Raw genomic sequence first — 12,904 nt, forward strand, 5'->3', positions numbered from 1 at the left:
TGGCGATGCGCTTATTTGCCGCTCAGGGATTCGGCCACAGCGGCCATTTACAAGGGCGACAATTTGCCGCCATGGTGTGTGTGCACGATCCACGTCAACATCGCTCAGATCAAGAAAGCCACACTCCGGAAAATGGTCGAAAAAAAACGCCGCGCGTCTTTGGACGGCGGCGTTTCTTCAAGATCGCATCAAGCCAGTGTGTCAGCCCAGATGTTTTGCGCCCAAGCCAGGGCATACACCCCTTCGAGCTCATTGGCAGCACTGGACACCCCCCCCGAGCCGGGCACGGTGAGCATGGTTTTCTTTTCAGCGTCATAGCGGTGGACGCTGGCCACATGGACCACGTCTTTGCTGCTGACGAAGCTGTAGCAGGTGTTGTTGTAGATGGGCATAGGGTTGACTTGTTTGCCCATCAACAAGGCGATGACTGCTGCTGCACAGGTTTTGCCGTGTTGGTTGGCCATGTGGCCGGACTTGGGCATGCCAGGCGCAATCTGAATCGAGTCACCCAAGACGTGCACGTTTTTGGCGGCCTTGGATTCGAAGGTGAGGAAGTCCACTTCGCACCAGCGCTTGTTGGCCGTGGCCAGACCGGCGTTGACGGCAATGTCACCGGCACGCATATTGGGGATCACGTTCAACACGCTGGCCTTGATGTCGTCGTTGAACTCGAACTTCAAGGTGTTGGTGGCCGCATCAACGTCGGTCACGTTGTGTTTGCCACGGTACTCCACGATGCCTTTGTAACGCTCAGCCCAAGCTTTTTTGAACAAGGGGCCTTTGGAGGTGACGTCGTCGTTGGCGTCCAGAATCAGCACCTTGCTCTTGGGCTTGGCCTTGCTGAAGTATTCAGCCACCTGGCAAGCACGCTCGTAAGGGCCGGGTGGGCAGCGGTAGGGGGCCAGCGGAATGGACATGGCGAAAACGCCGCCATCGGGCATGGCTTCGAGTTGCTTGCGCAGGGTCACGGTTTGTGCGCCAGCCTTCCAAGCGTGCATGACTTTGTCTTTGGCCCCTGCCTTGTTCATGCCGGGCAAGCTCTCCCACATGAAATCCACGCCGGGCGAAACGATCAGCCGGTCATAGGCCAGCTCAGTGCCGCCAGCCAATTTGACAATGCGCTTGTCTGAATCGATGGTGTTGACACGGTCCTTGATGACCTTGACACCGTGGCGTTTGGTCAGGTTGTCATAAGGGGTGGTGATGTCGGCGATGGTCTTGCTGCCACCGATCACCAAGTTGGAGATGGGGCAAGAGATGAAGGCTTCGCTGGGTTCGACCAGGGTGACCTGGATTTTGTGCTCAGACCACATGCGCAGGTATTTGGCGGCTGTGGCACCGGAGTAGCCACCACCAATGACCACCACCTTGGGGCCGCTGCTGCCGCCCACGGTGGCACAGCCCGAAACCAGTCCCATGGCGCCCAAAGCGGAGCCAGTCTGCAAAAAATGACGACGTTGCATGGCAGTTTTTCCTTAGTTCTTCTGGGCGGCAAAGTAGCCAGCGATGGCGGCGATTTGCTCGTCGGAATAGCCCTTGGCCAGCTGGTGCATGATGGTGGCAGCAGGCACGCGACCGGCTTTGTAGTCCAGCATTTTCTGAATGGTGACTTCTTTGGGCACACCGGCCAATGAAATCATGCCCGGCTGTGCACGGCCATCGGTGCCGTGGCAAGCAGAACAAGAAGCGGCCCAGCTGCGCACCTGCAGCGGATCGACCTGGGCTTGGGCCAGGCCAGACAGGGCGACCAGTGCAGCCGCTGTCAAAGCGTGTTGAATCTTCATGGGTTTTCCTCGAAAAAAACAGACGGGGCGAACGAACGCCTCAATGCCCATCAGGGGCGCAGATAGACAAATTTCTCATTGGCCTGCAGCTTGGCCACTTCGGCCACACCTGAGGGCACCACTTTGGCTTCCATCAGTAGCTTGTCGGCCGAGATTTTGCGCGACACCAAGGTGTTGTTGCACACACGGAACTCCACGCCTTTATTGACCAGGTCAGCAACACCCCCGGCAAAAGGCTGGTCCATCTGGTTGGTGGCGCCGTTGAGCAAAAAGTCGATGCCCAAACCATGGGTGACCACCACGATTTTGGCACTTGGGTCTGCGGCCAAGTGATTTCGGATGTTGCCTATGGCACGCGAAGCTTGGGGGATGCCCTCACTCAGGTGATAAACCACTTTGATTTCGGCCCAAGACAGGGTGCAGGCCAGTAAACCGGTAACCAGCAACAGATGACGCTTCATTCGTGACTCCTTATAGATGAATATTAGCCGGATCATGATCCAATGCGAGCCCGTGAAAACCCGGCTCGAAACTGACGCTGTTCTTTCAATCGGCTTCGCTGGCGATTTGCACACACACAGCACGGCACAACGTGACCACCCGGTCATTGATGATGCGGTAGTAAATTTGTACCCCTTCTCGACGCTTGCCCAGCACACCGGCTTGGTAGAGTGTGTTCAGGTGTTGCGACATATTGGGCTGGGTGGTGTCGATTTCGGTGAGCAATTCCCCAACGTTTTTTTCGCCATTGCACAGTGAGCTGATGATGCGCAGGCGCATGGGCGCGGACATGACGCGAAACACTTCGGCAGCTTTTTCAAACACCTCTTCCGATTCGGTCAATGCTTGGTCTTTTGTAGTTTTGGCCATGCTTGTATTTTCTATCGATGTGGACGGTTTTCAGTCAGACTGAGAAATCGAAGGATTGTGACCTTTTTTGTCAAAAGACCAACCATTGATTTGTTCTTTGCTTATGCACAGATCGAACTAAGGCCAGCCCATTGGCCCCGGGCGACGCCCCTGCCCGCATGGCTGTTGACCTGCGCCACGGTCATCAAAGCAACACAAACCCATGCCACATGGGCATTGCACAAAAATTGAGCATGTTGCTTGTCCAAAAATCAGGCGCAAGGGTGTGGATTGGGGTGCCCTCAAGCCAACTCAGCACCGCCAGACAGGCCAAGCCAAGTAAAAAACGTTCAAGGCCTCAGTTTTGGCTTAAAGGCATACTATAATAGAGGGCTTGATGTGGGACCATAGCTCAGTTGGTAGAGCAGCGGACTTTTAATCCGTTTGTCGTGGGTTCGACCCCCGCTGGTCCCACCACTCACAAACTAAAAACACCCAGTGCTCGCGTGCTGGGTGTTTTTTTATGGGCGTTTGAATCCCACCAAACCGCCACCCCATGGCGGTTTGACGAAACACCAACCCTCAAGAATAGGTTTCGGTCATCAGGGTTTTGTACCAAGTGTTCATTTTGGTGAAATTGCCTGTGCTGGCGCTGGCCGCTTCTGTAGGGCCGGTCGTGGTGCTGATGTGGTCCCTGGCCACGTATTTCCAGCTGCTGTCAGGCTGTTGTTCATATTGGTAAACGGCCGTGAGCCAAGAGGCCACGGTGCTGCTCAGGGGTGAGTAGCAGGCCGAATTGGCGGTGGGCGTTGCGTAGGGTGCTTGGTTGGACAAGATGCGCAATATCGCATCGGCGCAGATTTTGGCTCCCTGGTTGCCAACGTGACCGGCTTTGGGCAGCGATGTTTTCGCGGCATCCCCAATGACGTGAATGCCCGGGCGCAAGGTGCTTTCAAATGAGACCCCGTTCACGGGGGCAAAACCCGTGCTGTCGCAAAGCCCCAGTGCTTGTGCAATCGCGCCGGCTCTTTGCGTCGGAATGATGTTGAGCAAGTCACCCGAATACTCTTCCACAAAACCGGTTCCGACAATGTCTACTGTCACTTTTCCACTGTAAGGACTGATGCCTGAGGTGACATATTTGACTTTTCGACCGGGCAAGTAAACCAGATTAGCGCCATACAGAGTGCTGAAAGCGTTTTTGAAGTTGGCAGGCTCGGCCATGACATCGGGGTTGGCGTCCAGCACAACAATGCGGGCACCCGGCTTGTTGCGCTTCAAATAATCGGCGATCACACAAGCCCTCTCATAAGGGCCAGGGGGGCAGCGATAGGGTGCTGGCGGGATGGTCATGACCAAAGTGCCTGTGGGCGGCAATGCCGCCAGCAAATCGCGCAACTGCGTGGTTTGTGGGCCGGCCTGCCATGCGTGCAAAACAGCCACAGGCTGAGCAATATTGTCCAGCACCGGGTCAAAACTGATGCCCGGTGCCACCACCACGCGATCGCACAGCAAGGGAGCAGCCACACCGGTGACACTCACGCTCCAGCCTGAGCCATTGGCCGTCACCTGACTGACCGAACCCTTGACCAGTTTGATGCCGTGGTTTTTGATCAGGTTGCTCCAGTTGTAATTGAGCAAGGCGGGTGCGTACTGACCCGTCACCACCAAATTGCTCATGATGTTCGACACATAGGTCGTTGAGGGCTCAACGATGGTGACCTCGACGGCCTTGTTGCTCCACAAGCGCAGGTATTTGGCAACCGTCGCACCGGCCATGCCGCCACCGATGACCACAATTTTTTGAACGGGTGCGGTCAAACCAAACGCAGGGAATGTGGTGGCACACACAGCTCCAGCGCCCAAGCTGGCCAGAAGATGACGACGAGACAAAGAAAATTCAAATGGGGAGGTCATGGGTGCACCTTATTTTTGTTTTGAAAAGTAATCGGCAATCATGTTCAATTGCTCAGAGGTGTAGCCACGCGCGTGAGGCACCATGATGCTGGAGCCTGCTGATTTTTTGCGCATGTCGTTGAGCTTGTTGAGCATGTCCAACTTGCCATCACCTGCCAAAGCGTCGAAAGCGCCACTTTTGCCGTTGGTGCCGTGGCACTGAAAACAGCCCGAAGCCAGCAGACGGGCATCGTTGGCCACAAACTGCGCTTGGCCCAGCGTAGGCGTCAGCAACCACCCGGCAGCCATGGCCCCCAACAGCCAGGTTCGTTTGAACATATTTATCCTTTTTGTGAAAATTGTCGTATTGGTTAATTTTCTTAAGTTACAGCTTATATTGATTGATTTGAATCAAGTAAACACAGGAAAGCACCGTTCGTCTGCCTGCAAATACCCTGCGCCAGTCTTGCACTGGGATGCAAACTGATGGACTGCGACACTGGAGGTCTGACCATGAATTCACCTGCCTCGCTGCGGCGACGTCTTTTTCAAATTCTGGAAAACCAGAGCCACGAACACCGCCAAGCAGCCTGGCTGTTTTCGTGGGTGTTGACCTTGATCGTGCTGGGCAATGTGGTGGCAGTGGTGCTGGAATCGGTGCCGTCCATCGAAGCGCGGTATGGCCGGGCTTTGGCTATTTTTGATGCGCTGTCGGTGCTTTTTTTCTCTGTGGAATACCTGCTGAGGATCTGGACGGCAGCAGAACGACAACACGCCCATCACAGTGTCCGCCGCCGCCGCATCGGGTATGTGCTGAGTTTTCACGGACTGGTCGATTTGCTGGCCGTCTTGCCTTTCTTTTTACAGGCCTTGGTGCCGGGCCTGGACTTGCGCTTTTTGCGCGTGATGCGGGTCATGCGCATTTTGAAGCTGTCGCATTACTCCACGGCCTTGGAAGATTTGATGGCATCCATCTATGCCGAAAGAGGGGCCTTCATCTCGGCCCTTTATCTGCTGGCCATCACCATCCTTTTTACCGCATGCCTGATGCACTTTGCCGAACACGACTTGCAAGCCGAGCAGTTTGGCACCATTCCACAGGCCATGTGGTGGTCCATCATCACCATCACCACCGTGGGTTATGGCGATGTGACCCCCTTGTCGGCCTGGGGCAAGGTCATCGGGTCGTTCACCGCCTTGTCGGGGGTGTTCACCGTGGCCTTGCTCACCGGTATCGTGGCATCGGCTTTTGTTTCACGGGTGCGCACCCAAGAAATCGAGTTCACCACCGAGGTCGAGGAAGTGCTCAAAGACGGGCACCTGGATGAGCAAGAAAAGCGGACCATTGAGCACCTGCGCACCGAATACAACATCACCGAAGACCATGCCCGGGCCATCATCCGGCAAATCATCGAGGAGCAGTCCTTGTACAAGCACAGCCCAGCCCCGCCTGATGGGAAGCTGCCTTGATCAAAGGGTGTCCGGCAGCACCTCAAAGCCTTGTGGGGCCACGGTGTGGTTTGGACTCTGGGCCACAAACAGGCGGGTCTTTGGCAAGCCTTCAGCGGGTTTGGCGCAAAGTCCGGCTGAGCAAAATCACCGGAATCAGCCCCACCAGCACCAGCGCCAGCGAGGGCAAGGCCGCTTCGCCCAGGCGCTCATCGCGTGCCAGTTGGTAGGCCACCACCGCCAAGGTGTCGCTGTTGAAGGGCCGCAACACCATTGTGGCGGGCAGCTCTTTCATCACGTCCACAAACACCAGCAAGGCAGCGGCGATGGTGGTGCGCTGAAGCAGCGGTGCATGCACCCGGCGCATCAGGCCCCAGCCGGTCACGCCCAGCATGCGGGCCGAGTCGTCCAGACTGGCCGGAATGCGGGCATAGCCGCTTTGCACCGACTGCAAAGCCACCGCACAAAAGCGCACCAAGTAAGCCCACACCAAGCCCAAAGATGTGGCCGTGATCCAAGCCCCTGCCGACGAGGCAGGCCAGGTTTGTTGAATCCAGCCCACGGGCAAGAGCAAGCCCACCACCACCACCGCCCCAGGAATGGCATAACCCAGACCCACCAACTGAATGGCCCCCTGGCTGATGCGGTCAGCCCGTGTGCGCACACTGAAAGCCAGCGCCAGCGCCACGCCCACGGCCAACGCCGCCGTGACCGCACCCAGACGCAAGCTGGTCCAGGCCCACTGGCCAAAGCGCTCCCAAGGCATCTCGGTCGTCTCGCCCACAAAAGCCCGCAGCATGATGAGCACCGGCAACACAAAACCCAGCAGCACGGGTAAGCTGCACACCGTCCATGCCAGCACGCGGCGCGTGCCGTGCAACTGCATCGGCTGCGCCTCGGCCGAGCCCTGACGCGAGCCACGCCCTTGGTTAAAGCGCATGCGTTTTTGGGCGCGTTGCTCCAGCTGCAACAAAACCACCACCACCGCCAGCAACACCGTGGCCAGCTGCGCGGCGGCAATGCGGTTGTCCATGGACAGCCAGGCCTTGTAGATGCCCGCCGTGAAGGTCTGGATGCCAAAGTAGCTGGACACACCAAAGTCGGCCAAGGTTTCCATGAGCGCCAGCGCCACACCGGCCGCCACTGCCGGACGGGCCAAGGGCAAAGCAATTTCACGGATGCGACGTGACAAAGGGGCCCCCAGCAGGCGGGCCGCTTCCATCAAACCCGAGGCCCGCTCGACCAAAGCGGTGCGGGCCAGCAAATACACATAAGGGTAAAGCGACAAAGTGAACACCAGCGCCGCGCCCCAGACGCTGCGCACATCGGGCCACAAACGGCCTTGTAAACCCAGCGCCTCGCGCAGGGCCACCTGCAGCGGCCCGCTGAACTGCAAAAAGTCGGTGTAGGCGTACGCCACCACATAGGCCGGCATGGCCAGCGGCAAAAGCAGCAACCACTCAAAAACACCACGACCCGGAAAGTCAAACAAGGTGACCAACGCCGCCGTGGCCAGGCCCAGCACCGTCACACCCACCGCCACCATCAGGCACAGGCCCAGGGTGGTCAGCGCGTAATCGGGCAGCACGGTGGCGGCCATCTCGCGCAAGATGCTGGCGCTCTCGCCGCTCCACTGCAGCCACGAGCCGAGCACAGCCAAAACGGGCCAGGCCAAGCTCAACGCCAGCAGTGCAAAAAACAAGGAGGGGAGACCCGATAAACGGCGGGCCAAGGTCAAGAACATATTCGGCTATTGTAAAAGCGGTCTGCGTTGGCTCAACCCCACTCGGCCGCAAGCGCCCGGTGCGCTGGGGGACGAAGACCGTGCCTGCAAGACCCACGCCTTTTGCAACCTGCCTACAATCGAATCCATGTTTTTAGAACTGCGCCAACTCGACATTCAATACCCAGGCAGCACCACACCCGCCGTCAGGGGGGTGAACTTGGGGCTGCGCTCGGGTGACATCGGGGTGATGATCGGGCCCTCGGGCTGCGGCAAAACCACTTTGCTTCGCGCGGTGGCGGGTTTAGAGCCTGTCTCGGGTGGACAAATTTTGCTGTCCAATCGAGTGGTGAGTGAAAAAGACCACACCGAACCGGCCGAGCGCCGCCGCATCGGCATGGTGTTTCAGGACTACGCCCTGTTTCCGCACATGGACGTGGGTCGCAATGTGGGCTTTGGCCTGAGCCATGTGCCCAAATCCGAACGCCAAGCACGCGTGGCTGAAGTGCTGCAACTTGTTGGGCTCGATGGTGCAGAAAAACGTTTTCCGCATGAATTGTCAGGCGGGCAACAACAACGCGTGGCCCTGGCCCGTGCGTTGGCCCCCAAGCCCGACCTGCTGCTGCTGGATGAGCCGTTTTCCAACCTGGACATTGACCTGCGCGAGCGCCTGGCGCACGAAGTGCGCAACATCCTCAAAGCCGCCAAGGCCACCGCGCTGCTGGTCACCCACGACCAACTCGAAGCGTTTGCGATTGGCGACGTGATTGGCGTGATGAACGAAGGCCAGCTGCACCAGTGGGACGATGCCTACAGCCTGTACCACCGCCCGGCCACCCGCTTTGTGGCCGACTTCATTGGGCATGGCGTTTTCACGCCCGCCACACTGCGCGAGGTGGACGGGCACATTTTGGTCAGCACCCCGGTGGGCGAGCTGCGTGATGTGGCCGAATGCCCCCTGCCCTGCGCCTTTGAAGGGGGCGAGTGCGATGTATTGCTGCGAGCGGACGACATCGTGCACGACGACGATGCGCCAGTGAAGGCGCAAATTTTGCGCAAAGCCTTTCGGGGTTCGGAGTTTTTGTACACCCTGCGCCTGGCCAGCGGCGAACAGCTGATGGCCCATGTGCCCAGCCACCATGACCACAAGCTGGGCGAATGGATTGGTATCAGGGCCGAGGTGGACCATGTGGTCACCTTCAACCGCGCCTGCCCGGTCAGCGACCGGGACCTGTGCCAGATGCCCTGCGCCAAAGCCCCTGCGTGTGAACACACCGAACCACAGTACCAACCGGTTAAATTCGTCTCCAACCCGACGCCGTGATCCAAGGCCTCGTTCAACTCTTCCTCTTTCAGGCGCTGGGCGAGCTGCTGTCCAAATTCGCCCTGCCCTTCATCCCTGGGCCCGTGCTGGGCCTGGTTTTGCTGCTGGCATTTTTGGCCCTGCGCGGCCATGTGCCTGCGTCCATGGACCTGGTGGGCAGCGGCATCTTGCAGCACCTGGGGCTGTTGTTCATTCCCGCATCGGTGGGCGTGGTGCTGTATTTGCCGGTTCTGCAGGCCAACGCCTGGGCCATCACGGCGGCGCTGGTGCTGAGCGTGGTGGCCACGGTGGCGGTCACCGCGTTGGTTCTCAAACTGTTCGCCAAAAAGGACAGCGCGCCATGAACAACACCCTGCCGCCCATCTCCGACATTTGGGTCTACCTCTCGGGCAGCCCGCTGCTGGCTTTGGTGCTCACGCTCAGCGCTTACCTGCTGGGCCTGACCGTGTACGAGCGCAGCCAGCGCAACCCGCTGGCCAACCCGGTGTTGATTGCGGTGGTTGTGGTGTGCATCGGCATCAGCGTGATCGACATGCCCTATGCCCAGTACTTTGAAGGCGCGCAGTTTGTGCACTTTTTGCTGGGCACGGCCACGGTGTCGCTGGCCATTCCGATCTACAAAGGTTTTGCCTCGCTCAAGGGGCGCATGGGGGTGTTGCTGCTGTCGCTCATGGCGGGCGGCATCACCTCGGTGCTGACGGCGGTGGGCATGGCGCGTTGGCTGGGGGTGGACGAAGCGCTGGTGCGCGGCTTGGTGGCCAAATCGGTCACCGCGCCGATTGCGATGGGCATTGCCGAACGCGTGCAAGCCTCGCCCACCCTGACGGCCATTTTTGCCGTCAGCACCGGCATCTTGGGCGCGGTGCTGGGCCGCTATGTGCTGGACGCCCTGTGCGTCACGGCCTGGTGGCAACGCGGCTTTGCCCTGGGCGTGGCCGCGCACGGCATTGGCACCTCACGCGCTTTCAGCGTGAACGCCGAGGCCGGGGCTTATGCCAGCCTGGGCATGGGGCTGCATGGCATCGCGGGGGCCATGCTGATTCCTTATGCCGTGGCTTGGTGGTTTTAGAACTCGGATTTCGTAGCGAGTCCGCAGCGTGACAGGACTTGGCAGGCTTGTTTTTATGATGAAGCCCATGAACTACGCTGCTGCTGACCTTTTGGCTTTTGCCGACCAACTATTGCAAACCGCAGGCTTGCCGCCCGACAAGGCACAGGCCGTGGCTGACGTCTTGCTGGAAGGTGACTTGCTGGGCCACACCACCCATGGCCTGGCCTTGCTGGCGCCTTATCTGGCCGAGCTGGAAGCGGGCAAGATGCGCAAAGACGGTCAGCCCCTGGTGGTGTCGGACCACCCAGCTGCTGTGACCTGGGATGGCCAGCGCCTGCCTGGCCCTTGGCTGGTGCTGCAAGCCATCGACTTGGCCACTCAACGCGCACGCACACAAGGCACTTGCACCGTGGTCATTCGGCGCAGCCACCACATTGCCTGCCTGGCCGCCTACCACCAGCGCGTGACGGATCAGGGCTTCATGATGCTGCTGCATTGCTCCGACCCGAACGCTGCCAGCATCGCCCCCTTTGGCGGGCTGGACCCGGTGTTCACGCCCAACCCCATGTCGGTGGGCATTCCCACATCGGGCTTGCCGGTGCTGATCGATGTGTCCACTTCGTCCACCACCAACGGCATGACCAACCGCCTGCACAAAGAAGGCGGTTTGCTGCCTGCCGAGTGGGTGATGGATGGCCACGGCCAGCCCAGCCGCGACCCGGCTGTGCTGTTCAATGAACCCAAGGGCACGATCTTGCCGCTCGGGGGCATGGACTCGGGCCACAAAGGCTATGGCCTGAGCTGGATGGTCGAAGCGCTGACGGGTGGCCTGGCCGGCCACGGCCGCGCCGATGCGCCAGAGGGCTGGGGGGCCACGGTGTTTTTGCAAATCATCGACCCCCGCGCTTTTGCAGGCCAAAGCGCCTTCAACACGCAAATGGACGAGGTCTCACGCCAATGCCATGCTTCGCGGCCCGCACAGCCCGACCGCTGGGTGCGCACGCCAGGTGAACGCGGCCTGAAACTCAAGGCCGACAGCGTCAGCCAAGGCGTGGCGCTTTACCCGAACATCATGCCCATGCTGGTGCCTTGGGCCGAGAAGTTCAAAATCGCTGTGCCCTCAGCGGTTTGAAGCGAAGGACCGTGTGGGTCAAAGCCCTGCGTGACTGTGCAGGCATCTCACCATCGGGGCGAAGTGTAGAGGTCCACGAAGCGCTATCGCGGCGGGGGCGCCGCTCCTACAAAGAGAGACAGCGCCAACACTGCGAGTCCAGACCCCTCGCATCAAGCCGCAGGGGCAGGTTTTCGCAGCATGCGAAAGAGCAGGGGTGCAAACCACACCGAAGCGGTGAGAATGGCCAAACCCAGTGCGATGGGTCGGGCAACAAAAGCGGTCAAGTCGCCATTGGACTTGATCATTGAGGTGATGAAGTTTTCTTCCAGCATGCCGCCCAGCACCACGCCCAAAATCGCCGGAGCCACCGGAAATTTATTGGCCTCCAGCAGATAAGCCAGGATGCCTGCGACCAGCATCACCCCCACCTGAAACACCGAGTTGTTGATGGCAAAAGTGCCCACCACACAAAACAGCAAGATCATCGGCATCAGAATTTCACGCGGCACCTTGAGGATGCGTTTGGCCACCTTGATGCACAAAATACCCAGGGGAATCATGATCAGGTTGGCCACAATGAACAGCAAAAACACCGCATAAATGTTTTGCGGGTTGGTGGTGAACAAGGTCGGACCGGGATTCATGTTCTTCATGTACAGCACACCGATCACAATGGCCGTGATTGAGTCGCCCGGAATGCCAAACACCAAGGCCGGAATCCACGCACCGGCCAAGGCACTGTTGTTGGCCGAGCCCGACTCCACAATGCCTTCCACATGCCCGGTGCCAAATTTTTCAGGCTCCTTGGAAAATTTCTTGCTCATGGCATAGGACATCCAGGCGGCGATGTCGGCCCCGGCACCGGGCAAAGCGCCCACGGCCGTGCCCAGAACGCTGCCTCGCAAAATTTGTTTGGGGTATTTTTTGGCCAGCGCCCATTGCCCTTTCAGCACACCGCCGACTTCTTCCACCACCAACTCGGCCGGGGGGCTGGTGTCCACCACGTAGCGGATGATTTCGGAGATGGCGAACATGCCGATCATCATGGCGATCATGCCGATGCCGCCCGACATTTCGGTGTTGCCAAAGGTAAAGCGCGGGAAACCGGCCGGGTTGCCCAAGCCCACACACGCCACCAACAAGCCCAGGAACAACATCATCAGGCCCTTGACCGGCGAACCGGTGGAGATGAAGACCGCGCAAGTCAGGCCCAACAGCACCAACCAAAAGTATTCGAAGGAACTGAAGTTCAGCGCAAAGTCGGCCAAGGCAGGCGCAGCAACGATCAGCACCACCGTGCCAAACAAGCCCCCCACCGCAGAGAACACCAGGCCTGCGCCCAGCGCTTTCTCGGCTTGCCCCTTGCGCGTCATGGCAAATGCTTCGTCGGTGTAGGCCGCCGATGCGGGCGTGCCCGGAATTCGCAGCAAACAACCCGGGATGTCACCTGAAAAGATGGCCATCGCCGTGGCGGTGACCATGGCCGCCACCGCCGGAATGGGCGGCATAAAAAAGGTGACCGGCACCAGCAACGCCGTGGCCATGGTAGCGGTCAGTCCCGGCACTGCGCCAACGAAAAGGCCATAAAGAGAAGCAAGCACCATCACCATCAAGGTGTAGGGCTCGAACACCATCGAAAAAGCTTGGCCAATGGCTGTCCACATGGGATAAGACTCCTCAGACCGACAAAGTCATTAGGGTTGAAAGTGGTGAA

Annotated in this window: 13 protein-coding genes and 1 tRNA gene; 6 read left to right on the forward strand and 8 right to left on the reverse strand. The window is 59.0% G+C overall.

Translation table 11 applies throughout. The annotated features are described in order from the left end of the window. Positions 1-188: 188 nt before the first annotated feature. The 4 genes from AMM41_RS10460 to AMM41_RS10475 form a co-directional block, all read right to left on the reverse strand. Positions 189-1,463 (reverse strand): FCSD flavin-binding domain-containing protein, encoded by a 1,275-nt coding sequence (locus AMM41_RS10460; RefSeq protein ID WP_089957313.1) that lies wholly within the window; start codon positions 1,461-1,463, stop codon positions 189-191. Between the two features lie 12 nt (positions 1,464-1,475). Next, complete coding sequence (locus AMM41_RS10465) at positions 1,476-1,784, reverse strand: c-type cytochrome (protein WP_089957315.1); 309 nt, start codon at positions 1,782-1,784, stop codon at positions 1,476-1,478. A gap of 50 nt (positions 1,785-1,834) precedes the next feature. Beyond that, positions 1,835-2,245, reverse strand: a complete 411-nt coding sequence (locus AMM41_RS10470) for a DsrE family protein (RefSeq protein WP_089957318.1) — start codon at positions 2,243-2,245, stop codon at positions 1,835-1,837. Positions 2,246-2,330: 85 nt separating this feature from the next. Beyond that, positions 2,331-2,654 (reverse strand): ArsR/SmtB family transcription factor, encoded by a 324-nt coding sequence (locus AMM41_RS10475; protein WP_089957321.1) that lies wholly within the window; start codon positions 2,652-2,654, stop codon positions 2,331-2,333. Between the two features lie 380 nt (positions 2,655-3,034). Between AMM41_RS10475 and AMM41_RS10480 the strand changes: the two genes are divergently transcribed. Beyond that, positions 3,035-3,110 (forward strand) — tRNA-Lys (locus AMM41_RS10480). Between the two features lie 105 nt (positions 3,111-3,215). Here the strand turns inward: AMM41_RS10480 and AMM41_RS10485 are convergent. Both AMM41_RS10485 and AMM41_RS10490 read right to left on the reverse strand, forming a co-directional pair. Further along, the gene (locus AMM41_RS10485; protein WP_089957325.1) at positions 3,216-4,550 is read right to left on the reverse strand and encodes an FAD-dependent oxidoreductase; all 1,335 of its coding nucleotides are present in this window, start codon (positions 4,548-4,550) and stop codon (positions 3,216-3,218) included. A gap of 9 nt (positions 4,551-4,559) precedes the next feature. Further along, positions 4,560-4,868 (reverse strand): hypothetical protein, encoded by a 309-nt coding sequence (locus tag AMM41_RS10490; RefSeq protein WP_089957328.1) that lies wholly within the window; start codon positions 4,866-4,868, stop codon positions 4,560-4,562. 174 nt (positions 4,869-5,042) lie between these two features. Here AMM41_RS10490 and AMM41_RS10495 point away from each other — a divergent pair, with 174 nt between their 5' ends. Next, a complete protein-coding gene (locus tag AMM41_RS10495; protein ID WP_089957541.1) occupies positions 5,043-5,999 on the forward strand; it encodes an ion transporter in 957 nt (318 codons plus the stop codon). 91 nt (positions 6,000-6,090) lie between these two features. Here the strand turns inward: AMM41_RS10495 and AMM41_RS10500 are convergent, their stop codons facing one another. Beyond that, positions 6,091-7,722, reverse strand: a complete 1,632-nt coding sequence (locus AMM41_RS10500; RefSeq protein WP_089957331.1) for an ABC transporter permease — start codon at positions 7,720-7,722, stop codon at positions 6,091-6,093. 127 nt (positions 7,723-7,849) lie between these two features. On the opposite strand from AMM41_RS10500, the gene AMM41_RS10505 reads away from it, so the two are divergent. The 4 genes from AMM41_RS10505 (at position 7,850) to AMM41_RS10520 (ending at position 11,208) form a co-directional block, all read left to right on the forward strand. After that, a complete protein-coding gene (locus tag AMM41_RS10505; protein ID WP_089957333.1) occupies positions 7,850-9,025 on the forward strand; it encodes an ABC transporter ATP-binding protein in 1,176 nt (391 codons plus the stop codon). Further along, positions 9,022-9,369 carry a CidA/LrgA family protein gene (locus AMM41_RS10510; RefSeq protein WP_089957336.1) on the forward strand — a complete coding sequence of 116 codons (348 nt, stop codon included), beginning with the start codon at positions 9,022-9,024 and terminating at the stop codon, positions 9,367-9,369. The genes AMM41_RS10505 and AMM41_RS10510 overlap by 4 nt, the downstream gene beginning before the upstream one ends. After that, complete coding sequence (locus AMM41_RS10515; RefSeq protein WP_089957339.1) at positions 9,366-10,094, forward strand: LrgB family protein; 729 nt, start codon at positions 9,366-9,368, stop codon at positions 10,092-10,094. Before AMM41_RS10510 ends, AMM41_RS10515 begins: the two co-directional genes overlap by 4 nt. Before the next feature lie 67 nt (positions 10,095-10,161). Then, positions 10,162-11,208 (forward strand): Ldh family oxidoreductase, encoded by a 1,047-nt coding sequence (locus AMM41_RS10520; RefSeq protein ID WP_089957544.1) that lies wholly within the window; start codon positions 10,162-10,164, stop codon positions 11,206-11,208. Between the two features lie 152 nt (positions 11,209-11,360). Here AMM41_RS10520 and AMM41_RS10525 read toward each other — a convergent pair whose 3' ends face one another. Next, the gene (locus AMM41_RS10525; RefSeq protein ID WP_089957342.1) at positions 11,361-12,854 is read right to left on the reverse strand and encodes a tripartite tricarboxylate transporter permease; all 1,494 of its coding nucleotides are present in this window, start codon (positions 12,852-12,854) and stop codon (positions 11,361-11,363) included. Positions 12,855-12,904 lie beyond the last annotated feature (50 nt).

The organism is Limnohabitans sp. 2KL-3, from assembly GCF_001269405.1.
Lineage (GTDB): Bacteria > Pseudomonadota > Gammaproteobacteria > Burkholderiales > Burkholderiaceae_C > Limnohabitans_A.